18 protein-coding genes are annotated in these 20886 nt (G+C 67.7%); 9 read left to right on the forward strand and 9 right to left on the reverse strand.

Features of this window, described 5'->3' with window-relative positions; genetic code table 11:
• The first annotated feature begins 63 nt into the window (after positions 1-63).
• From A3ES_RS0131310 to A3ES_RS49045, 6 genes are all read left to right on the forward strand, one after another.
• Entirely contained in the window at positions 64-1221 is a 1158-nt protein-coding gene (locus A3ES_RS0131310) for an ROK family transcriptional regulator (RefSeq protein ID WP_020390796.1), read from the forward strand.
• 85 nt (positions 1222-1306) lie between these two features.
• Positions 1307-2554, forward strand: coding sequence for an ABC transporter substrate-binding protein (locus A3ES_RS0131315; protein ID WP_020390797.1), 1248 nt, complete (start codon positions 1307-1309; stop codon positions 2552-2554).
• Entirely contained in the window at positions 2551-3450 is a 900-nt protein-coding gene (locus tag A3ES_RS0131320) for a carbohydrate ABC transporter permease (RefSeq protein WP_040455985.1), read from the forward strand. The genes A3ES_RS0131315 and A3ES_RS0131320 overlap by 4 nt, the downstream gene beginning before the upstream one ends.
• Entirely contained in the window at positions 3443-4252 is an 810-nt protein-coding gene (locus A3ES_RS0131325) for a carbohydrate ABC transporter permease (RefSeq protein WP_020390799.1), read from the forward strand. The genes A3ES_RS0131320 and A3ES_RS0131325 overlap by 8 nt, the downstream gene beginning before the upstream one ends.
• Before the next feature lie 26 nt (positions 4253-4278).
• On the forward strand, positions 4279-6015 hold the full coding sequence (locus A3ES_RS0131330; protein WP_020390800.1) for a DUF4832 domain-containing protein: 1737 nt from the start codon (positions 4279-4281) through the stop codon (positions 6013-6015).
• A gap of 14 nt (positions 6016-6029) precedes the next feature.
• A complete protein-coding gene (locus A3ES_RS49045) occupies positions 6030-7535 on the forward strand; it encodes a DUF4832 domain-containing protein (protein ID WP_020390801.1) in 1506 nt (501 codons plus the stop codon).
• A 282-nt stretch (positions 7536-7817) separates the two neighbouring features.
• On the opposite strand, the gene A3ES_RS0131340 is transcribed toward A3ES_RS49045, so the two are convergent.
• The 3 genes from A3ES_RS0131340 to A3ES_RS0131350 are packed head-to-tail and all read right to left on the reverse strand — an operon-like array spanning position 7818 to position 12693.
• A complete protein-coding gene (locus A3ES_RS0131340) occupies positions 7818-9533 on the reverse strand; it encodes an ABC transporter ATP-binding protein (RefSeq protein WP_020390802.1) in 1716 nt (571 codons plus the stop codon).
• Positions 9530-11257, reverse strand: coding sequence for an ABC transporter ATP-binding protein (locus tag A3ES_RS0131345; protein ID WP_020390803.1), 1728 nt, complete (start codon positions 11255-11257; stop codon positions 9530-9532). Before A3ES_RS0131345 ends, A3ES_RS0131340 begins: the two co-directional genes overlap by 4 nt.
• Complete coding sequence (locus A3ES_RS0131350) at positions 11254-12693, reverse strand: MFS transporter (RefSeq protein ID WP_020390804.1); 1440 nt, start codon at positions 12691-12693, stop codon at positions 11254-11256. Before A3ES_RS0131350 ends, A3ES_RS0131345 begins: the two co-directional genes overlap by 4 nt.
• 23 nt (positions 12694-12716) lie before the next feature.
• Between A3ES_RS0131350 and A3ES_RS0131355 the strand changes: the two genes are divergently transcribed.
• On the forward strand, positions 12717-13466 hold the full coding sequence (locus tag A3ES_RS0131355) for a TetR/AcrR family transcriptional regulator (protein ID WP_202806634.1): 750 nt from the start codon (positions 12717-12719) through the stop codon (positions 13464-13466).
• On the opposite strand, the gene A3ES_RS0131360 is transcribed toward A3ES_RS0131355, so the two are convergent.
• Positions 13455-14459 (reverse strand): DNA topoisomerase IB, encoded by a 1005-nt coding sequence (locus A3ES_RS0131360; RefSeq protein WP_020390806.1) that lies wholly within the window; start codon positions 14457-14459, stop codon positions 13455-13457. The genes A3ES_RS0131355 and A3ES_RS0131360 overlap by 12 nt on opposite strands.
• Positions 14460-14584: 125 nt before the next feature.
• Between A3ES_RS0131360 and A3ES_RS0131365 the strand changes: the two genes are divergently transcribed.
• A complete protein-coding gene (locus A3ES_RS0131365) occupies positions 14585-14953 on the forward strand; it encodes a hypothetical protein (RefSeq protein ID WP_020390807.1) in 369 nt (122 codons plus the stop codon).
• A 146-nt stretch (positions 14954-15099) separates the two neighbouring features.
• Entirely contained in the window at positions 15100-16536 is a 1437-nt protein-coding gene (locus tag A3ES_RS0131370; protein WP_020390808.1) for an alkaline phosphatase PhoX, read from the forward strand.
• On the opposite strand, the gene A3ES_RS49050 is transcribed toward A3ES_RS0131370, so the two are convergent.
• The 5 genes from A3ES_RS49050 to A3ES_RS0131395 form a co-directional block, all read right to left on the reverse strand.
• On the reverse strand, positions 16505-17281 hold the full coding sequence (locus A3ES_RS49050) for a class I SAM-dependent methyltransferase (protein ID WP_020390809.1): 777 nt from the start codon (positions 17279-17281) through the stop codon (positions 16505-16507). The genes A3ES_RS0131370 and A3ES_RS49050 overlap by 32 nt on opposite strands.
• A gap of 76 nt (positions 17282-17357) precedes the next feature.
• A complete protein-coding gene (locus A3ES_RS0131380) occupies positions 17358-18104 on the reverse strand; it encodes a class I SAM-dependent DNA methyltransferase (protein ID WP_020390810.1) in 747 nt (248 codons plus the stop codon).
• Complete coding sequence (locus tag A3ES_RS0131385; protein ID WP_026163381.1) at positions 18101-19306, reverse strand: MFS transporter; 1206 nt, start codon at positions 19304-19306, stop codon at positions 18101-18103. Before A3ES_RS0131385 ends, A3ES_RS0131380 begins: the two co-directional genes overlap by 4 nt.
• A gap of 3 nt (positions 19307-19309) precedes the next feature.
• The gene (locus A3ES_RS0131390) at positions 19310-20275 is read right to left on the reverse strand and encodes an alanine racemase (RefSeq protein WP_337587775.1); all 966 of its coding nucleotides are present in this window, start codon (positions 20273-20275) and stop codon (positions 19310-19312) included.
• Between the two features lie 352 nt (positions 20276-20627).
• The coding region (locus A3ES_RS0131395) for an integrase core domain-containing protein (RefSeq protein ID WP_020390813.1) at positions 20628-20886 on the reverse strand (259 nt) is incomplete at its 5' end.

Here is a 20886-nt window from a genome sequence, read left to right on the forward strand (position 1 = left end):
CCGCTACATTATTAAGGAGTCCATCATTATTGACCCTGACAGCAACGAACCTCAAGGGGAGACATGACCGAGGAGCCGAGCGGCGGAGACTTGTCCCGGCTGCGGCAGCTGAACGGGCTGGCGGTGATCCGCGCACTGCGCGACGACAAGGCGCTGACCCTGACTGAGCTGGCCAAGCGAACCGGCCTGTCCCGCGCCTCGACCGAGGATGTGGCCCGGGAACTGATTGGGCGCGGCTGGGTGGCCGAGGTCGAGCCGACCGCGGGTACAGTCGGCCGGCCCGCCCGCCGTTACCGGTTCCGCGCCGACGCGGGACGGGTCCTCGGCGTCGACATCGGTGGACACACGATCCGCGCCCTGGTCACGGACCTCGACGGCGAGGTGCTCAACTCCGCCACTCTCGCCGTGACCCCCCAGCTCGGCCGCAGGCAACGCTTCGCCGCTCTGGACGCGTGTGTCAGCACGGCTCTCGCCGGGGCCGGGGTCGCCTCCGACCAGATCTGGTCGACCGGAGTCGCCACCACCGGCCTGGTCGACGGGACGGGACGAGTCATGCTTTCCGACTCGCTGACCGAGTGGACCGGCGTCGACCTCGCCGCACACCTGCGACGACTCGTCCCCGCGCCGGTTCGGGTGGAGAACGACAGCAAACTGGCCGCACTCGCCGAGTCCTGGCGTGGGGTCGCCCGGTACGCCAAGGACGTGGTGTTCCTGCTGGCCGGCGTACGGACCGGCACCGGCCTGATCATCGACGGCAAGCTGCACCGCGGTTTCGGCAACGCCGCGGGCGAGATCGGCGCATTGCCGGCGGCCGGCTGGCTCCGGGCTCCGGACCACCTGCGCGCCTGGTCGGGCGGGAAGGACGAGTTCGAAGACGTCTTCCTCGCCGCGCGGGACGGCGACCGCGACGCCGTCAGGGCGGTCCGGCGGTACACCCGCGACATCGCGGTGGGTGTCTCCGCGCTGGTCCTCACGCTGGACCCGGAGCTCCTGGTGGTCGGTGGCGGCTTCTCCCGCTCCGCGGATCTGGTGGTCCAGCCACTGCGCCGCGAACTCGATCGATGGTGTCTGCGAACGCCGGAGATCCGGGTCTCCACCTTCGGGGACGAGGGCGTGGCGCTGGGCGCGGTACGGCTCGCGCTCGAGCAGGTCGAGGCAGCCCTGTCCGGGGGTGCCGAGCTGGCCTCCGCGGAGATCTTCGGGGCGACCGGGCGGAACTGATCTGCGCTGGGCTCTTGACATAATTTCCATGGACTCCATGATTAACCCATTCACTGCGGATGTGTTTGGAGGACCCAGGATGCGGATGTCGAAGAGGCTGAGTGCTGTTCTGCTCTCGGCGGTACTGGCTGTTTCAGCCTGTTCGGGTGGCACCGGCGCCCAGCCGGCTGCCGACCCCAACGCCAAGGTCACGCTGTCGTACGGCGTCTGGGACGCCAACCAGAAACCGGTGATGGAGTCTCTCGCCGCGGAGTTCACCAAGACTCACCCGAACATCAGCGTCGAGGTCCAGCTCACTCCCTGGGCCGACTACTGGACCAAGCTCAAGGCTGCCGCGACCGGCGGTGCGGCGCCGGACGTCTTCTGGATGAACGGGCCGAACTTCCAGCTCTATGCCTCGAACAAGGTGATCGGACCGATGCCCGGCCAGCCGGACCTGTCCGTCTACCCCAAGCCGCTGACGGATCTCTACACCTTCGAGGGCAAGCCGTACGGGCTTCCGAAGGACATGGACACCGTCGGCGTCTGGTACAACAAGACGCTCTTCGACGCCAAGCAGGTCCCGTACCCGAAGGATGACTGGACCTGGGCCGACTTCCAGGACGCCGCGGCGAAGCTGACCGATGCCGGTAAGGGCATCTACGGAACCGCCGCGCCGCTCGGCAGCTTCCAGGAGTACCAGTACGACACGATCGCTCAGGCCGGTGGCTACGTCATCTCGCCGGACGGCAAGAAGTCTGGGTACGGCGACCCGAAGACGATCGCCGGCCTGACGTTCTGGACCGACCTGATCAAGAACAAGCAGTCGCCCGACCTCAAGACGATGACCGACACGACCCCGATCCAGCTGTTCGAGGCCGGCAAGATCGCGATGTACTGGGGCGGCTCCTGGAACGTCTCGGAGTTCACGGCCAACAGCTACACCAAGGGCAAGATCGATGTCGCCCCGCTCCCCCGCGGCGAGAAGCAGGCCACCATCATCCACGGCGTGGCGAATGTCGTCTCGGCCAAGACGGACCATCCGGACCAGGCCTGGGAGTTCGTCCGCTTCCTCGGCTCCAAGGAGGCCGCGCAACTCCTGGGGCAGAAGGGCCCGATTCCGGCGTACAACGGAACGCAGACGGCTTGGGTGAAGGCTCATCCCGAGCTCAAGCTCCAGACGTTCCTCGACTCGGTGAGCTACGCGGTACCGTTCCCGGTCTCGAAGAACACCGCGGCGTGGAACGAGGCGGAACTCACCTATCTGACCAAGGCGTGGAACGGTGAGGTCCCCACGGACCAGGCCGCGACCGACTTGGCGAAGGCCATGGACGCCCTGCTGGCCAAGGAATGAATCGCGGACGGGCCCGGGAAGCCTTGTGGGGGTACGCGTTCATCGCTCCCACCGGGCTGGGCATCGCGGTCTTCTATCTCTGGCCGGTCCTGCAGACCGCCTACTTCTCGCTCACCGAGTGGGGCGCGTTCGGCGGTCACACCTGGACCGGGCTCGACAACTACCGCCGGCTGGCCGACGATCCGGAGGTGGGCCGGGCCCTGGTCAATACGCTGACCTACACCGCGCTGGGCCTGCTCAGCATCCCGCTGGCGATCGGCTTCGCCGTCCTGCTCAATCGCAAGGGCATGCGGTTCGTCGGGCTCTATCGCACGTTGTTCTTCCTGCCCGTCGTCACGATGCCGGTCGCGATCGCGATGGTCTGGCGGTGGCTCTACAACGGCGACTACGGGCTGATCAACTACCTGCTGTCGCTGGTCGGCATCGACGGTCCGAACTGGGTGGCCGACCCGGCGACCGCGCTGTATGCACTGGTCGTGGTCGGCGTCTGGGCCAGTGTCGGCTACAACCTGATCATCTTCCTGGCCGGGCTCCAAGCGATCCCCAAGGAGTACTACGAGGCGGCGGCCATCGACGGAGCGGGCGGGTGGCGCCAGTTCTTCCATGTCACCTTGCCGCTGCTGTCACCGACCGCGTTCTTCGTCTCGGTCGTCTCCGTGATCGGTTCGCTGCAACTGTTCGACCTGGTCTATGTGATGGCGGGATCGGGCGCGGGTGCTCGGGCGAATCCGGCGTTCCCGCGGCTCCAGACCGTCGTCCAGTTGTTCTACGAGCGGGCCTTCGTCACCAACGATCGAGGCTATGCGGCGGCCATCGTGATGATGCTGCTGCTCCTGATCGTGGTGCTGACCGCCGCCCAGTTCCGGTTCCAGAAGAAGTGGGTGCACTATGCGTAGGAATCGCTACGTCCACACGATCCTGATCGCGTCGGCGCTGGCGATGGTCGCGCCGTTCTGCTGGCAGCTCATCACCTCGCTCAAGTCGTTGAGCAGTGCGACGTCTGTCCCGCCGTCGCTGCTGCCCGAGGGGCGATGGGACAACTACAGCAGGGTTTTCGACGTCATTCCGTTCGGTCAGCAGTTCCTCAACACCGTGCTGATGGCCGGTTTGCGAACGATCGGGCAGGTGTTGTTCTGCTCGATGGCCGCCTATGCCTTCGCCCGGCTGCGCTTCCCCGGCCGGAACCTCCTCTTCGGCATCCTGCTGTCGGTGCTGATGGTTCCGCCGCAGCTGTTCATCATTCCGCAGTACCAGATCATGTCGTCGCTCGGCTGGCTCAACTCGCTGCAGGCGCTGGTCGTTCCGGGTCTGTTCAGCGCCTTCGGCGTCTTCCTGCTGCGCCAGTTCTTCCTCGGGCTGCCCAAGGAGCTCGAGGAGGCCGCGGCGATCGACGGCGCGGGACCGGTCCGGATCTACTGGTCGATCGTGCTGCCACTGGCCCGGCCGGGCCTGGTCGCCCTGTCGCTGCTCGTCCTGCTGTGGTCCTGGAACGACCTCTTCTGGCCGCTGGTGGTGAACACCGATCCCGGCAAGATGACGCTGTCCGCCGGTCTCGCCTCACTCCAGGGCCAGTTCCAGACCGACTATCCGGTGCTGATGGCCGGATCCTTGCTCGCCTCTCTGCCCATCATCGCGATCTTCACGCTGCTCCAACGTCAGTTCATCCAAGGAATCGCCACGTCCGGCATCAAAGGTTGACCCATTCCCCCAGGAGGACTCCGCCCATGAGGTCTCTCAAACTGCTCGCCGGCGTCGCCGCCGGAAGCCTGCTCGCCACCCTCACTGTCTCGCCACCTGCTTACGCCGCGATCAGCGGCCAGTCGGCGACCAACACCGCGACCACTGTCACCTACCAGTTCACCTACACCGGCGCGCCGCAGTTCGCGCGGACCTACATCGACACGGACCGAAGTACTTCGACCGGCTTCGCGCAGAGCGGGATCGGCGCCGACTACCTGCTGGAGAACGGAAACCTCTACCACCACAACGGCGGTGGCTGGAGCTGGACACTGGTCGGAGCCGTCACCTACTCGGCCACCGGCGGGGTCGCTCGATGGACGGTCGACCGCGCCGCTCTCGGCGAGATCGCGAGTCCGAACGACGCGGATCTCGTCTTCCAGGTCGAGAGCCCGCTGGAGACGTCGTCGAAGTACACGCACGTCTACAGCGGCGGCGGTGGGACAGGCGACGTGACCTACGCGGCGTCGGGTGACAACTTTGCCAATCCCGAGCGTGGGCTCTATCACCACACTGGGGACTGCGACAAGAACGACTTCGACCTGGCTGCCTTGCAGGGGTATCGCAGCAGTCAGGGCATCTCGTTGGTGATGTGTGTGTTCTACCTGGCGGAGTACAAGAACGGGCCGATCGGGCAGGCGGCGCTGGACCAGCTTCAGCAGCAACTCGCGACGGTCCGGGCGGCAGGGCTCAAGATGATTCTGCGCTTCGCCTACACCACCTCGACCGCCGGCGATGACGCGCCGTTGGCCCGGGTCCAGTCCCACCTCGACCAGCTCGCGCCGTATCTCAGCGGCGGCAAGGACGTCATCTCCGTCATGCAAGCGGGCTTCATCGGCGCTTGGGGCGAGTGGTACTACACGCAGAACTTCGGTAACGCGGGCGTGATCAGCGCGGCTGACTGGGCCAATCGCAAGGCCGTCACCGACAAGCTCCTCAGCGTGCTGCCTTCGGACCGGATGGTCCAGCTCCGTACGCCGAAGCTCAAGCGGACGATGTATTCGACCAGCCCGGTCCAGTCAGGGCAGGCCTACAACGGTTCGTCGCTGTCCAGGCTGGGACACCACAACGACTGCTTCCTGGCCAGCCCGGACGACTTCGGTACCTACGAGAACACCGCGGTGGAGTACCCCTACCTGCAGTCGGACACCACCTACCTGGCGATGGGCGGCGAAACCTGTACGTCGAACCCGCCGCGATCCAGCTGCCCGACGGCGCTCACTGAACTCGCGCAGTTCCACTGGTCCTACCTCAACACCGACTATGAGCCGACCGTGCTCAACTCGTGGAACACCGGCGGCTGCCTTGCCGACGTGACCAAGCGACTCGGGTACCGCTTCACCTTGCAGACCAGCACTCTCCCAACCACCGCCACCCGAGGCGGCAGCCTGCCGGTGACGGTTGCCCTACGCAACGACGGCTTCGCCACGCCGTACAACCCGCACAGCGTCGAGCTCGTACTGCGCAATGCCTCCACCGGAGCCGTTCAGCGACTCCCCCTGACCACTGATCCCCGCCGCTGGACGGCCGGCTCGACGACCACGCTCTCCCAGACCCTCACCATCCCCACCAACCTCGCGACGGGCACCTACGCCGTACTCCTCAACCTGCCCGACCCGAACCTGTCCGCTCGCCCCGAGTACTCCGTCCGCTTCGCGAACCAGGGCACCTGGGAGTCGTCGACCGGCATGAACTCGCTGCTGCGCACCATCACCATCAGCTAGCCAAGGAGACCATCGTGAAACGGCTCATCGCTGCGATCGCCCTGATCGGCCTGACCTTGCCGACCCAGGTCGCCGTTGCCGACAGCAACAGTTCGGCAACGACCCGGACCTACCCGCCGACCACCGACGTGATCGCCAACCAGGAACGCGGCTTCTACCACCACACCGAGACGCACTACCTGGCCGACGGTACCGGCTACACACCACTCGACCAGGCGACGCTGCGCACCTTCCGCACCCAGGAGAACATCACCCAGATCCTCCGGGTGTTCTACCTGGAGAAGTTCGCCGGCCAGGACGTGATCGACAAGGCGTACCTGGAGAAGGTCCGCGCCGACTTCGGCATCATCCGTGCCGCCGGCGTGAAGGCGATCGTCCGGTTCGCCTACGCCAAACCGCCCGGCTGGCCACCGACCACGCCGTACGGCGATGCGCCGCTGACCCGAGTGCTCAAGCACATCGACCAGCTGAAGCCGATCCTGCGGGCGAACTCCGACGTCATCGCCGTCGTCCAGTCCGGTTTCGTCGGGCTGTGGGGAGAGGGCTACTACACCGACCACTTCTCCGACCCTGCCGACCCGAGCATCGTCACCGACCAGAACTGGGCCGACCGCCGGGCAGTGAACGATGCGCTGCTCCGCGCTCTCCCCGCCGACCGGATGGTCCAGGTGCGCACGCCGTACATGAAGCAACGCATGTTCGGCGTCCCGACCGGTACCGCGGGAGGGCTCAGCGCGGATCAGGCGTACGACGGATCGCCGGTCGCGCGGGTGGGGCACCACAACGACTGCTTCCTGGCCAGCCCGGACGACTTCGGCACGTACCTCAGCGATCCGATCGAGCTCGACAAGGAGTTCGTCGCGCAGGACAGCAACTACCTGCCTCAGGGCGGCGAGACCTGTGCCGTCAACTCACCACGGTCGGACTGGCCATCGGCGTCCGCGGAGATGGCGAGGCTTCACTTCTCCTATCTGAACACCGACTACAACCAGGACGTGCTGACCACCTGGGGCGACGGCATCACCACCGCCAAGCGGGAGCTCGGCTACCGACTCGCCCTTGCGAAGGGGACCTTCACCAACACCACCCGCCCACGCGGCGCTGTCTCGGTCAGCCTCGACGTGCGCAACGACGGCTGGGCCGCTCCCTACAACCCACGCCAGGTCCAGCTGATCTTCCAAGGTGACAAGCACACCTACGGCGTGACTTTGCCGGCCGACGCACGGCACTGGGCCCCCGGAACGACGACAACCGTCGCCCAGAAGGTCTGCGCTCCGGCCATCCCAGGCAGCTACCGACTCCTACTCAACCTCGCCGACCCGGCACCCCGCCTGCACTCGACCGCGACCCTTCCCGGCTCCACAGAGACCTACAACTCGGCGTACGCGATCCGTCTGGCCAACGCCAACACCTGGCAACCCACCACCGGCTACAACAACCTCAATCACACCGTGACAGTCACCCCCACCGCCCACGGCACCAACTGCGGCGGCCTCCCCACTCCACACCTCATCCACTAGCCCCAAGCCAACCGCAGCCAAGGGGCACGGAAGGCGAAAGCGCGGACCGCTGCGCACGCACCACCCGGCACCGATCTCCCGACACGCCGGGGGAAGCGCTTGCTGGCCGGAGGTGGGTATGCGCGGGCACCCAGACCCTCCCGGCGTTGCACCCCAGCGCCGCGCGGGTCCGGCCAGCGCGGCGACTTTGGGCACCCGCCAGCCACTCGATCTCCGGGCGGGCGGCTGACGGGTGCTCAAGGTTGCGCTTCAGTCCTGCTGCTTGGGCGACCCTTTCGAAACTCAGGGGTGGAGTTCGGGTGTTTGGGAGAGGTTCCAGTACGTGGCGTAGGGGCCGGCCTGGTGGAGGAGATCGTCGTGGGTGCCTTGTTCCGCGATGTGGCCGGCGGCTAGGAAGATGACGTGGTCGGCGCGCCGGACGGTTCGCATCCGGTGCGCCACCATCACCACAGTGCGGCCTGCCATCAGGCGTTCGATACCTTCGTGGACGGCTGCCTCGTTCACTGGGTCGAGCGCGGAGGTCACCTCGTCCAGCAGCACGATCGGCGCGTTCTTCAGCAGGGCTCGCGCGATCGAGACCCGCTGGCGCTCGCCACCCGACAGCAGCGCGCCGCCTTCGCCGACGTTCGTCGCCCAGCCGCCGGGCAAGCGCTCGATCACGTCATCCAACTGCGCAGCGGTCGCCGCCGCCCGTACTTCGGCATCGTCCGCGTCGGGCCGGCCGAGACGCACGTTCTCCTCGATCGTGCCGTCGAAGAGGTAGACATCCTGGAAGACGATGGCGAACTGGGCCATCAACGCTTCGGTGCTGATCTCCCGCACGTCCACACCGCCCACCCGGACCGCTCCCGCATCGACGTCGTAGAACCGCGCGAGCAACTGCAGCAAGGTGCTCTTGCCCGCACCCGACGGCCCGACGACGGCCAGCCGCCGTCCCGCCGGTACGGAGAACGACACGTCGTCGATCACTGTGCGATCGCCGTGCCGGAAGGTGACGGAGTCGAACTCCAGATCATGGCGTTCCGGCTGGATCGGCTCGCTGGGCTCCGGAAGCGGCTCGGTACGCAGTACGGCATCGAGCCTGGCCAGCACGGAACGGGCGCCGCGGAGCTGACCGGCGAATTCCGCCAGCGACAGCACCGGATCCGCGCAGCGGGCGGCCAGGACGAGGATCGTCAGAACCTCCGCCGCACCGATGTTCCCGCCGAGCGCGAGATAGGTGCCCAGGACAAGCAACCCGGTGAACATCGCTTGCACCGCAAGCGTCAGGCCCACGATGCCGGGCAACGCCGACAGCGTTGTACGCCGGGACGCGCGCTGGACTTCCTGCAGCGAATCGTCAAGCAGCTTGAAGCGTTCGGCGGTCCGGCCGCCGGCCCGCAGTACCGGTTGGGCTTGGAGGTACTCGACCACCCGCGCGGTGGCCTCGTTGTCGCGTTCGGCGCGATCCGCATCGGTGGCGGCCATCGAGCGTCCCGTCCGAACCTGGATCGCGGCCACGACCGGTACGGCGGCCAGCGCGGCCAACCCCAGTTGCCAGTTGAAGGCGAGCATCACGGCCACGATCGTCAAGGGAGTCACGGCAGCGGAGATGAACGGCGACAGCAGATGTGCGATCACACCCATCGCTTGCAGAACACCGCGACCCGCGAGCACGGACAACTGCCCGACGCGGCCGGTGCTGTACCAGCCGATGGGCAAGCGGGCCAGGTGATCGCCGAGCCGGTGGTACATCCCGCGGAGCAATGTGGTTCCGACCCGGAAGCCGGACAGATCGCTGCTGTACCGCAGAGTCGCGTAGATCGCGACGGCAACCCCAAACGCGATCAGCCACGGCCATGCGTCCGCCGGCTCGCTGCCGAACAGCGCCCGCAGGACGGGGACCAGGAATGCGTAGGACAGGCCTTCGGCGATCGCGGTCACCGTCATCAGGGCCAAAGTGCGACGTACCGGCCGGGCGTATTCATGGCCCAGCACCCGTAGCAGCAGTCGAATCATCGGGCCTCTTCTCCTTGCCGTGCTCCGTCGTTGGATCGCCAGAACGCGGCGAACTTTCCGTTCTGGGTCAGTAGTTCGGCCGGGCTGCCGCGCTCGACGATCGAGCCGTTCTCGAGCATCACGACGGTGTCGGCGTCGGCGATCGTCTCCAGCCGATGCGCGATGACCAGAATCGTCCGCTCCCCCGCCAACGTGGCCAGCGCTCGGCGTACCGCCTCTTCGGTCTGTGGGTCAGCGAAGGCAGTCGCCTCGTCGAGCACCAGCACGGGCGCGTCGGCGAGCAGCGCGCGAGCGATCGAGATCCGCTGGGCCTCACCGCCGGACAGGCTGGTCTCTTGGTTGAGCACCGTGTCGTAGCCGCGGGGCAGTTCGAGGATCCGCTCGTGGATGTTGGCCAGCCGGGCGGCGTCGACCACGTCAGCGAGGGAGGCCCGCGGCACGGCCAGGGCGATGTTGTCCGCGACCGACGCGCGCAGCAAACGCACATCCTGGAAGACGAAGGAGACCATCCGGTAGAGCTCGCGGCTGCCGATTTCCCGCAGATCGACACCGCCCAGAACGACCGAGCCTTGGGTTGGATCGAAGAACCGCGGCAAGAGCTGAACCAGCGTGGACTTCCCGCTCCCCGACGGTCCCACGATCGCGGTGACCGTCCCCGGCTCGAGCACCAGGTCGATGCCACGCAGTACCTCGTGATCGGCCTCGTAGCCGAACCGGACGTCACGCAGTTCCACTCGGTGCCCGTGCGGTGCGACCGGACGAGCAGGCTGTGGCAGCGACTCCACGTCGAGCACGTCCTGGATCCGCCCGACCGCGCGCCGGGCGGCCTGCATCTCGTCGAAACCGTGCCCTAGCGCGGCTACCGGAGCGGTCAGCCCCAGCCCCAGCAGCAAGAAAGGCAAGAGGTCAGCCGGGGCCAGCGAGCCGGTGGTGATCAGACTTGCACCGCCGATCAGCACGACCAGCAGGACGAACGGCGGCGACAGCGCGAGCTGCATCCCCGCGGCGATCCCGGAGATGCCGCGCACCCAGCGGTAGAAGATGGCCACGAACTCGTCCGTGGCCTTGAGGAACTTGTGGTGAGCGCGCCCGGATCCACCGAACGCCTTCACCACGGAGATCCCTTGCACGAACTCGACGACCGAGCTCGAGATCCGCCCCATCGCCGCGTCGAACTCCTCCTGCTCGCGCTGCCGCGTCGGGGTCATCATCAGCGGCACCAGCGCCACCGCCAGCAGCACCGGGAGCAGGGTGATCAACGTGAGCCGCCAATCGATGCTGAACAGGTAGATCAGCGACACCAGCGGTACGACGAAGGCGGAGACGAGTTCGCCGGGCGTGTGGGCGATGAACGGGTGGACAGCACTCACGTCCTCGCCCACGACCTTCGCCAGCTCGCCGGTCCGACGCCGGGAGAACCAGCCGATCGGCACGCTTCCCAGCCGCGTGGCCAGTTGCCGGCGGAACGACAGCTGTACGCGGTCGTCGAGAAGATGCCCGATTCCGGACGACACGGCCGTGAACAGCAGCCGGACGAACAGACCGGCCGCGCCCGCGATCACGGCGTACCAGGCCTGGCTGTCATCGATCGGGCCGGGCGACAACAAGATGCGGCCCAGCTCGACGACCGCCAGCAGCGGCGCGAGACCCGCGACGGCGCCGATGACCTGGAAGATCACGACCGCGGCGAAGCTCAGTCGATAAGGACGAAGCAACTCCCTCATCGGCTGCTCACCATCTGCTCTGCTTCTCTGCTCGTACTGCGCAGAACTGTGAATGCGATGACAACAGCGCCGACCAGCAGCACGGCACCAAGCCGCAGGCCAAGCGCATACCCGTCGTTGAGCGCCTCAGCCGTCCCTCCCCCACCCGTACGCCGATGCGCAGCGGTCCCCAGCACAGCCAATCCGAGCGAAGCGCCGATCTGCCGCGAGCTGGCCAGCAACCCAGAGGCGGTGCCCGTCTCGTGCGGCGCGACCCCGAGCGTGGCGATGGACACGACCGGCCCGAGGCACAGCCCGATTCCCACGCTGGTGACGATCGACGGGCCGAGCACGTCGACGAGGAAGGACCCGTCGGCGCTGATCAGCCCGAACCAGGCGAACCCGGCCGCGGTCAGCAGCCCGCCGCCGACCAGCAGCGTCCGGGGATCGACCCGGTAGCCGAGCTTGACGGCGAGAACGGCCCCGGCAACCACGCCGAGCGCGAACGGAAGGAACTCGAACCCGGTCGCGGCCGGGCCGGTCCCGAGCACCCGCTGGAGGTAGAGGGAAGCGAAATAGAAGGCCGACGTCATCGCAGCACCGAGCAGGAGGTTGAAGCCGTTGGCGCCCGCGACCGCACGGTTGGTGAACAGGCCGAGCCGGATCAGCGGATCGCGGGTGGTGGTCCGCTCGACGTAGATGAACCCGGCCAGCAGCACGACGGCGATCGCCAAGGTCGCCCAGGTGACCAGCGACGTCCACGAGTGCCGGTCGGTGCGGAGGACGCCGAACACGAACAGGGTCATGCCCGCCGTGGCCAGGATGGCACCCAGCACGTCTGGGCGCCCGCGGCGTACGGCAGGCGGATCGGTGGCGACGCTGCGCCAGGCCAGGGCCAGCGCGCCTGCAGCCATCGGCACGTTCACGAACATCAACCAGCGCCAACTGGCGTACTCAGTGAGCAGGCCGCCGATCAGGACGCCGAGCGCGCCGCCGGCGGCATTCGTCGCACTCCAGACGCCGAAGGCCCGGACCCGGGCCTTGCCGGCCGGAAACGTTGCGGTCAGCAACGACAGCGCGGCCGGAGCGAGCGCGGCGGCACCGACGCCCTGAGCCGCCCGGGCGGCGACGAGGTGACCGGCCACCTGGGCGAACCCGCCGGCGAGAGAGGCGAGGCCGAAGACCGCGAGCCCGAACAGCAGCACCCGCTTGCGGCCGTACCGATCGGCGAGCTTGCCGCCCAGCAGGAGCAGCCCTCCGAAGGTGAGGGCGTAGGCGTGGATCACCCAGGTCAGGCCCACCTCGCTGAAGCCGAGGGCGACCGCGATCTGTGGAAGTCCAAGGTTCACCACCGACAGATCCAGCGACACCATGAACTGCACTACGGCCACCGCGGCGAGGATCAGGCCTGGCCGGGTGCCTCGGGCGACTGACTTTTCGAACTTGTTCCGGAACATGTTCCGAAAGTAGCATCGAGACCATGACGTCGTCGAGTGCAGCGGCCGAAGTCACCCGCTTCCCCGAAGCCGGAGGCCCGGACAGGGATGATGGGACGATGCCCCGACCACTCGCAGCGTCCGGCCGCACCGGCCGGCCACCGGTGACCTCCCGCGTGCAGATCCTGGCGGCGGCCCGCCGGCTCATCGACCAGCAGGGCTGGGAGAAGCTGACCATCCGCCAGCTCGCCGCCGAGCTCGGCATCGGACCGACGACCCTCTATCACCACGTCCGGGACAAAGAGGACCTGCTCCTCCTGCTGATCACCGAGTACGCCGATCAGATCCCCCATCCCGAGCTGCCCGAGGAGCCGCGGGACCGGATCATCGTGGCCGCCAACGTGGTTCACGACGCCCTCGCCGCCTGGCCGTGGGCGGCGGAGGTCCTCACCGTCGACGGGTTCATCGCCCGGATCGGCGAGCCGACGCTCTGGTTCGTCGAGACCATGCTGGCCGGCGCCGTCGACCACGGCTGCACACCGCAGCAGGCCGTCCTCCTCTTCCGCAACATCTGGTACTACACGGCCGGCGAGATCCTCGTCCGTGCCCGGTCAGCCAGGCAACGGCCCGACTTCGACATCGACGCCGCGATGAACAGGCTCAGCACGTTGCCGCTGCCAAACCTCAGCTCCGTCGCCACTCAATGGCCCGCTTTGGTCGCCCAAGACACCTACCTCCGGGGTCTGGAGGCTTTCGTCGACGGCCTCCTCGCCCAGGCGACGTCAGGTCAGTAGCCGGGCCACCGAGCGTTCGAGCTTCTCGCGGATCGTGGTGCGGTTGAGGTTGTCGGAGCCGGCCCGGCTGATCGCGCGGGCGATGGTGCGGCCTTCCTCGTACTGCGTGATCACGCGCGGGTCGACGTAGGAGGCGCGGGCAACCGCCGGGGTGTTGCCGAGATGTTCGGACACGTCGGCGAGCATCGCCTTCACCGCGGCCGTGGTGGCCTTCTTGGTCTCCGGTGGATCGGCGTGGGCCAGCGCGACAGCTGCGTGGACCGTGGCCGTCCAGGTGCGCAGGTCCTTCACGGTGTAGTCGTCGCCGACCAGTTCCTGGAAGCGTTCGTTGATCTGGTTCGCGTCGAGCTCGTGCCAACCGTCCCGATCCCGGTAGACCAGCAGCAGACGGCTGTTGTGCCGGCTGCGTTTGAGCGCGTTGACGGCCGTGACCAACTTGGGATCGTCCAGTTCGAGGGTCCGGCGCTGGTTGCCCTTGGCGGTGAAATCGAAGACCAGCAAGCCTTTGCTCACCCGGACATCGGCGCGGAGCAGCGTCGCGGCTCCACGGCTGCCGTACTCCTCGGCGTACTCCGTGTTGCCGGTGCGGAACACGCCATGGTCGAGCATCCGGAGTGCTACCGCGAGCACACGTTCGCGGGTCAGGCCCTTCGCGCACAGATCGCGGTCCACGGCTTTGCGGAACTCCGGGAGGCGGCGCGCGAGGCGGCGTACTCGCTCATGTTTGTCCGCGTCCTGGGCGACGCGCCACTCCTCGTGGTACAGGTACTGCCGCCGGCCGGCCTCGTCCGTGCCGACCGCCTGGATGTGGCCGTTCGGGTGCGCACTGATCCAGACGTCCTGCCAGGCCGGCGGGATCGCCAGCATCCGGATCCGCTCGATCACCTCGGCCTTCCGGATGATGTTGCCCTCGGCATCGAGATAGCTGAAGCCGGTGCCCCGCTTGCGCCGCGTGAGTCCTGGCCGCTCGACATCGACCCGCTTCAACCGCACAGGACCTCCCACCGGTGGCCGATCAAACCCCTCACACCAAGCTACCGGCCCCGTCCATGAATTGTTGGCCACAACCTCCCATCAAGCGCTAGACCTGGGCGACTGCCCGGCGCATCATCGGCTGTATGGCCCGGTTCGACGTGGGTGTACGGCTGCGATGCGGCTTCCCGCCGTCGGCCTCTGAGCTGCACAAGATGCGGCGCGCTGCCCGGCGGCTGCCACGGCCCTTGCGGCTGCACTCCGTGCTGTTCTTCGTCGAGGGTGACGTCGAGGTCGTCCTCCGCATCCACGGCCCGACGCCGGCGATGGCAGTCCAGCAAGCGCGCCTCGCGCTGCCCATGCTCGGGCTGCGCCGCGACGCAGTACGGCGAATCGACGTGATCCGGGTTCACCTGCTCCGCTCCCATCGCGCCGTACTGGCCACTTGGCTGCCTCCTTCGCGCGATCGCAACTGCCCGCCTCCTCCCCCTTACTCGACAGCTGATTCGGCCTGACGGGATCGCGGCCAACCGGTTGTTCAGGTGCTGTTTGCCGTAGTGCCGCCGGACGAGGGCAGGATCAGCTCGCGGCGACGGCGGCGGTCCACTCGGGGAGCCTGCGCGCGGCCGCAGATCCCACCGATGTCTTTAGGAGCACCGCCATGTCTCTCGCTCGCCGTTCCGTACTCCGCGGCGCCGCCGCCGGCGCAACCGGTGTCGGCTTCGCCGCCTTCGGCGCCGTCCCGTCACTCGCCGAGGCGACCCCGAACCCTCAGCGCGGCCCGTACCCCACCCACCGCCCGTTCCCGCCGCTGATGGACGACCCCAAGGGTGTCCTCGCGCTGCCGCCGGGCTTCAAGTACACGGTCGTCACCCGCGCGGGCGAGACCAAGCTGAAGACCGGCCAGCCGACGCCGGGAGCGCACGACGGGATGGCGGTTTTCGGCACCGGCAAGCGCTACACGCTGATCCAGAACCACGAGATCGGCAGCAACAACGCGCTGGGCGTGCCGCCCGTCGAGGGCACCGTGTACGACCCGGGTGTCGGCTCGGCCGGCGGCTGCACCGTCATCTCCGTCGATCGTGACGGCACGAACCACGGCGAGTGGGTGGCCATCTCCGGCACGCTCACCAACTGCGCCGGCGGCCACACGCCGTGGGGCACCTGGCTGACCTGCGAAGAGACCGAGGGCAAGGCCAACGGCACCACCCGGCTCAAGGACCACGGCTACGTCTTCGAGGTCTGGGCCGACGGCGAGACCGCGCACCCGGTGCCGCTCAAGGCCCTCGGCCGGTATGCGCACGAGGCCCTCGCGGTGGACCGCGACAAGGCCCACATCTACCTGTCCGAGGACGCCTCCGGCCCCAACGGCCTGTTCTACCGCTGGAGCGCGCCGGCCGGCTACCGGCTCGGCAAGGAGAGCTGGAAGGACCTCGCGAAGGTCGACTTCGGCACCTTCGAGGCGATGGCCATCCTCGGTGACGACGGCAAGCCGATCCCGGATGTCGCCTACCTGACCTCCGCGCAGCTGCTCCGCCCGTTCCGGGTCGCGTGGGTGCCGGTGCCCGACCGGGACGCGGTCTCGGTCTCCTGCCGCAAGCAGTTCACCGACGGCCAGGTCACCCGCGGCAAGAAGTTCGAGGGCGTCTACGGCACCGACGACGGCGTGTACGTCGTCAACTCGTACGCCAATTCGGGCACGACGGACCTGCCGGCCGACGCGGTCCCGCACGACGGCATGGTGTGGTTCTACAACTACAAGACCCAGAGCATCCAGCTGGTCACGTACTTCCCGTCCAGCGGCGCCGCCGACCAGGGCGCCGGCGCGAAGTACCAGGACTTCAACTTCGACGGCCCGGACAACGTCACCGTCACGCCCTGGGGTTCGCTCATCCTCGCCGAGGACGGCAACGCCAGCAGCCACGTGCTGAGCTCCACCCCCGGCGGCCCCACCTATGCGATCGCCCGCAACATGCTCAACGACTCCGAGTTCTGTGGCCCGGCCTTCTCCGAAGACGGCAAGGTGCTCTTCGTCAACATCCAGTCCCCCGGCCTGACCCTCGCCATCACCGGCCCCTGGCGCGACTACCTCGGCTAAGACTCACCGCGTGGATCAGCTCTAGCGAAACCTGGTTGGTCGCGAACAGCCGGCTGAGACACTCGGCCTGCCGGGCGGCAAGTTCGTAGGCTTCAGCCGAGCGATGTCTCGCGGCGATCACTCCCCTGACCTGGTCCACTCGGCGGGACCAGGACAGGGGCGTGGCGTGGCGACCGGTCTGCTCGATCAGAGTGAAGCCCGTCCGGTCGAGCAGGGCTTCGAGGTCGTCCTGGGTCGGGAAGTAGTTGCCCTCGGGAACCGGCAGGCATTGCGGGCTTTGGGCAACTACCACTAGTAGCCCCAGCGAGGCACCGGGTGTCAGGACCCGGTTGATCTCTCCGAGCAAGGCGGCTTTGTCCTCCATCGTGCACAGCACGCCCAAGCACCAGGCGGCATCCATCGACGCGGTCCGGAGTGGAATCCGGGCTCCGTCGGCGGCTATGACGGGCAACCCGAAGAGCCGTGCGGCGGCCCGGGAGGCAGCCTGCATCGGCTCCAGTAGTACAGGCCGTACTCCGAACTGCTCGGCCACCCACGCCGCGGGACCGCCCGCGCCGGCACCAACGTCCAGCAGCCTGGTTCCGGCGGACAGCTCGCAGGCCTCGGCCAGCCAAGCCAGAGCACCCGGGCTGGCACTGCCACGACAGGCTGCCGGGATCGCGTACTGGATGCCGAGCTCTTCGACAGCTTCGGCGGTCCACCCCGCAGCATCGTCGAACTCGGCGACCATCGCCGCAACGGTCACAACACCACTGTCGTCTCGTCTGGCGCCGTCGGCAACTAAAACAGTGCAGCCGGACTGGCTGTGACAGGCCCCTGACTCAGGGTTTGCGCGAGACGACGAACAGGTGCGGGAGCGTGCCGGGCACCTCATCGAGTGGCGTCAGCAGGTCGTCCTGGGCGGCCAGATAGCTGTCGGCCCAGCCGGCATCGGCCAGCAGCTTCAGGAGGTGGTCGACAGGTACGACGATGTTGGTCATCGTGGTCTCGAACCTGTCGTAGCGGCCGTCCTCGGCTTGGACGACTCCGGAGATGCGATAGAAGCCGACGCCCAGGGGCTCGTTCAGCGCGCCCCGGAACAGCAGCATCGCCTCGTCGGTCTCGCGAATCTGGACCGTGTTCATCCCCCGCAGCCCCGTGACGGTGGCGATGTCGAACACGAACAGGCCGCCCGGCGAGACCGCCCGGTACACGCACTGCAGATAGGCCCCGATCCGCTCCAGGTCCGGCAGATGGTTCGGGATGTCGTACGTCGACACCGCGACGGGAAACTGCTCGTCGACGGTGAAGTCGGCCGCATCCCCCTCGATCAGCGCTGCCGCATCGCCAAGGCGTGCCCGGGCCCGGGCGAGCATGGCCGGCGACTTGTCCAGCCCGGTCACCGCGTAGCCGGCCCGCTGGAGGTGATCGGCCACGATGCCGGTACCGCACCCGACATCCAGCACGGTGCGGGCGTCGGGTACGACGCTTTGCATCAGCTTCAGCAGCGACGCCGCGGACTTGGTCGGATAGGGATGCCAGAACTGGTCGTAGGCCTGGGCGAATCCTTCGACGTATCCCTCGTTCATGGGCGGACTCCAAGGTCTTGTCGGGGTAGGTGATGCCGAACTGCTGGGTGGGCCAACGCACTGGCCGCCGCGACGACCATCAGGCCGCCGAAGAGCAGAAGTCCTGTGGCTGGACCGAGCTCGGCGGCTACCAAGCCCGCGACCACTGCTCCGACGGGCTTCAGGGACAGGGAAACCAGGTACTCGTACGAGCTGACTCGCGACAACGCGTCGGCCGGCACCTCGGTCTGCATGGTGGTGTCCCACAGAACGCCGAAGATGTCCGTCGCGACGCCCGCACAGAAGGCCGCGACGACGATGACCGGCACAGGTGCGCGGAAGCCGAGTGCCAGTAGCGGTAACGCCAGCAAGGGCGCGAACATGACAGCTGTCGGCAGCGGCCGCCGCGGCTTGAACCTGATCGCCACCACGACTCCGGCCAGCATGCCGACCGCATAGCCCGCCAGTACCAGTGACCAGGCCACCGCGCCGCCGAGGCGTTCCTTGGCCATTGCCGGACCGAGTACTCCGAACGCGGCGGTCAGGGCCGCGTTGATCACCGCGGCCGCGGCCACGGTGGACCACAACCAGGACCTGCTCGCGAACTCATGCCAGCCGACTCGCAGATCGCCAAGCAGATCACGGCGACCGGCGACGGCCGAGCCGGGCAGCCGGACCGCGCTCAGGAGCCCGGCCGCGACGAAGTAGGTCGCTGCATCGACCACCAGCGCTATGCCCGGTCCGAGCCAGGCGACGATCGCTCCCGCAGCGAGCACACCGGCGATGCGAGCCGAGTTAGTACCAAGCCGAAGCTGCCCGTTTGCGCGCTGCAGCTCGTCGGCCGGCACGAGGTCGGCCACGGTGCCGGTGAGAGACGGCAGCAGTAGCGCGGAGGCAGCGCCCGCGACAAAGGCGGCCGTACACAACAAGACGATCGGCGCTTGGCCGGTAAGCAACATCGTCGCCAGTCCGGCATAGGCGAGACCTGAGACCAGTTCGGCGACCACCAGTACGCGGTTCCGGGGGAACCTGTCGCCGATCACACCGCCCAGCAGGAGCAGGGCGAGTTGCGGAACACCTTGGGCGGCCAGAACCACGCCGAGTGTGGCGGACGTCGTACCTGGCAGCGAGAGAACTCCGAACGCCAGGGCGATCGGCCCGAAGGCGCTGCCGAGCACTGACACCGTCCGGGCACTAAGAAAGATCCAAAACCGTCCCGGCACCCTTTACTCGCGATCCGGTCTGCCCTGCGGCAACCACCGATCGACCGTCGCGCCGCCGTCGATGACGGTGATCTCGACCTTGCCGCGCATCAGGTTCACGGCCAGCGGGCAGACGTGACCGGGCAGCAGCCGACCGTCCCTGGGCACCGACACCGAGTCCGGGTCCCAGGGCTGGGCACAATCGGCAAGCAGGTCTGCCCGATCGCCGGCCACGCTGATCGCCACCTCAGCAAGATCACAGACGCCCGCGGCGGCAAGCCCGGCATCCAGGGTCGCGTACGCCCCCGCGACGATCTCGGTGATGCCGTTGACGCTCAGGGCACCCAGAGCTGTCGGAGTACCGCCGGCGCTCACCACTGGGCACTCGATCCCGTCTGCTCGAATCGACTCTGCGGTGGCGACAAGCTCTTCCGCGTGGCGTCGTCCCAGCAGCGAGAAGTCCTTGATGTCCTCGGCCGTCTCCGGCCCGTGGTACCCGGTCACCCCGTCCAGCCGTACTCCGGCAGTCGACTCGGTCAAGCGAGCCAGTGTCAGTACGTCGGCCGCCGGGGTGTGCCGCAGATCGATCCGTACGCCGATCTGCACCCCAGCCGCGGCGGCCGCTCGCCCCAGCCCGGTGATCGTTTCTGCATCGTCGACGTGGACGGCGAAGTGCTCAAGCTCGTGGGCGGCGCCGACGTACAGCGGCCACCGCCACGGCTCCCGCCAGGGCCATGCCACCACGACATCGGTCACCCCGACGGCAGCGAGGTCACGCGCGGCCTGCGCACTGTGGACGGAAACTCCCACCGCGCCGGCCGCTACCTGCCGCGCGGCCAGTTCGGTGGTGCGATGCGCCTTCAGATGCGCTCGGGTCATACAGCCGGCCTCTGCCACCTGCTGATGAAAGCGCTTGATATTCCGATCGAGCTGCCGGGTATCGACGGTGACAGGTACTGCGGGCATCGGTCCTCGCACAATCGACCTCATTGACGTGCGCCCGGGCCGAAGCGCCGGGCGCAGCGCCATGCTTGGCTAGGGCACTACGGTCAGCTCTCCACTGGCGGATCGATACAGCGCATGACGCCCCCTCCCTGTGGTCCGTGTCGGAGCATCGGAGTCTAGGTCAGCGACCAACCGGCCGGAACCCCTCAATCTCGGCAAAAAATGAGCAATCCGGCCACCCCTCCTCTGATCATTCGCCCCCTTTTCACCCACGTTCCGAGCCACAGTCATCGGATCGGCTGCCTGGAGGAGTCGGGCAACACCCCGAAAGACCCACGGATCAGTCAGGAGAGCCGAAAATCGGGCCTTACCCCCGGTTCATGGACACGGTGGTGGATTACGCCGCCGACGGGAGCGTAGCGGGGTAGAGGGTTTCGTAGGTGTTCGGGGAGTGGTAGCGGCACCAGGAGTGCCGCCTGCGGGTGTTGTAGCGGGTGACCCAGCGGAACACTTCGCGGCGGCAGGTGGCCTCGTCGGGCCAGGAGTTGTGGTCTTGGAGGATCTCTCGCTTGAGGGTCGCGTTGAACGACTCGGCGAGTGCGTTGTCGGCGCTCGTGCCGACCGCACCCATGGACTGGGTCACGCCGAGGGCGTTG

Origin of the sequence: Kribbella catacumbae DSM 19601, assembly GCF_000372465.1 — a bacterium.
GTDB lineage: Bacteria > Actinomycetota > Actinomycetes > Propionibacteriales > Kribbellaceae > Kribbella > Kribbella catacumbae.

Bases quoted from the DNA above. Each gene is read 5' to 3' on its own strand.
- A3ES_RS0131340 (WP_020390802.1), bottom strand. From the start codon at position 9,533: ATGATTCGACTGCTGCTACGGGTGCTGGGCCATGAATACGCCCGGCCG.
- A3ES_RS0131380 (WP_020390810.1), bottom strand. From the start codon at position 18,104: ATGAACGAGGGATACGTCGAAGGATTCGCCCAGGCCTACGACCAGTTC.
- A3ES_RS0131325 (WP_020390799.1), top strand. From the start codon at position 3,443: ATGCGTAGGAATCGCTACGTCCACACGATCCTGATCGCGTCGGCGCTG.
- A3ES_RS0131320 (WP_040455985.1), top strand. From the start codon at position 2,551: ATGAATCGCGGACGGGCCCGGGAAGCCTTGTGGGGGTACGCGTTCATC.
- A3ES_RS0131390 (WP_337587775.1), bottom strand. From the start codon at position 20,275: ATGAGGTCGATTGTGCGAGGACCGATGCCCGCAGTACCTGTCACCGTC.
- A3ES_RS0131365 (WP_020390807.1), top strand. From the start codon at position 14,585: ATGGCCCGGTTCGACGTGGGTGTACGGCTGCGATGCGGCTTCCCGCCG.
- A3ES_RS0131330 (WP_020390800.1), top strand. From the start codon at position 4,279: ATGAGGTCTCTCAAACTGCTCGCCGGCGTCGCCGCCGGAAGCCTGCTC.
- A3ES_RS0131355 (WP_202806634.1), top strand. From the start codon at position 12,717: ATGACGTCGTCGAGTGCAGCGGCCGAAGTCACCCGCTTCCCCGAAGCC.
- A3ES_RS0131310 (WP_020390796.1), top strand. From the start codon at position 64: ATGACCGAGGAGCCGAGCGGCGGAGACTTGTCCCGGCTGCGGCAGCTG.
- A3ES_RS0131370 (WP_020390808.1), top strand. From the start codon at position 15,100: ATGTCTCTCGCTCGCCGTTCCGTACTCCGCGGCGCCGCCGCCGGCGCA.
- A3ES_RS0131345 (WP_020390803.1), bottom strand. From the start codon at position 11,257: ATGAGGGAGTTGCTTCGTCCTTATCGACTGAGCTTCGCCGCGGTCGTG.
- A3ES_RS0131350 (WP_020390804.1), bottom strand. From the start codon at position 12,693: ATGTTCCGGAACAAGTTCGAAAAGTCAGTCGCCCGAGGCACCCGGCCA.
- A3ES_RS0131315 (WP_020390797.1), top strand. From the start codon at position 1,307: ATGTCGAAGAGGCTGAGTGCTGTTCTGCTCTCGGCGGTACTGGCTGTT.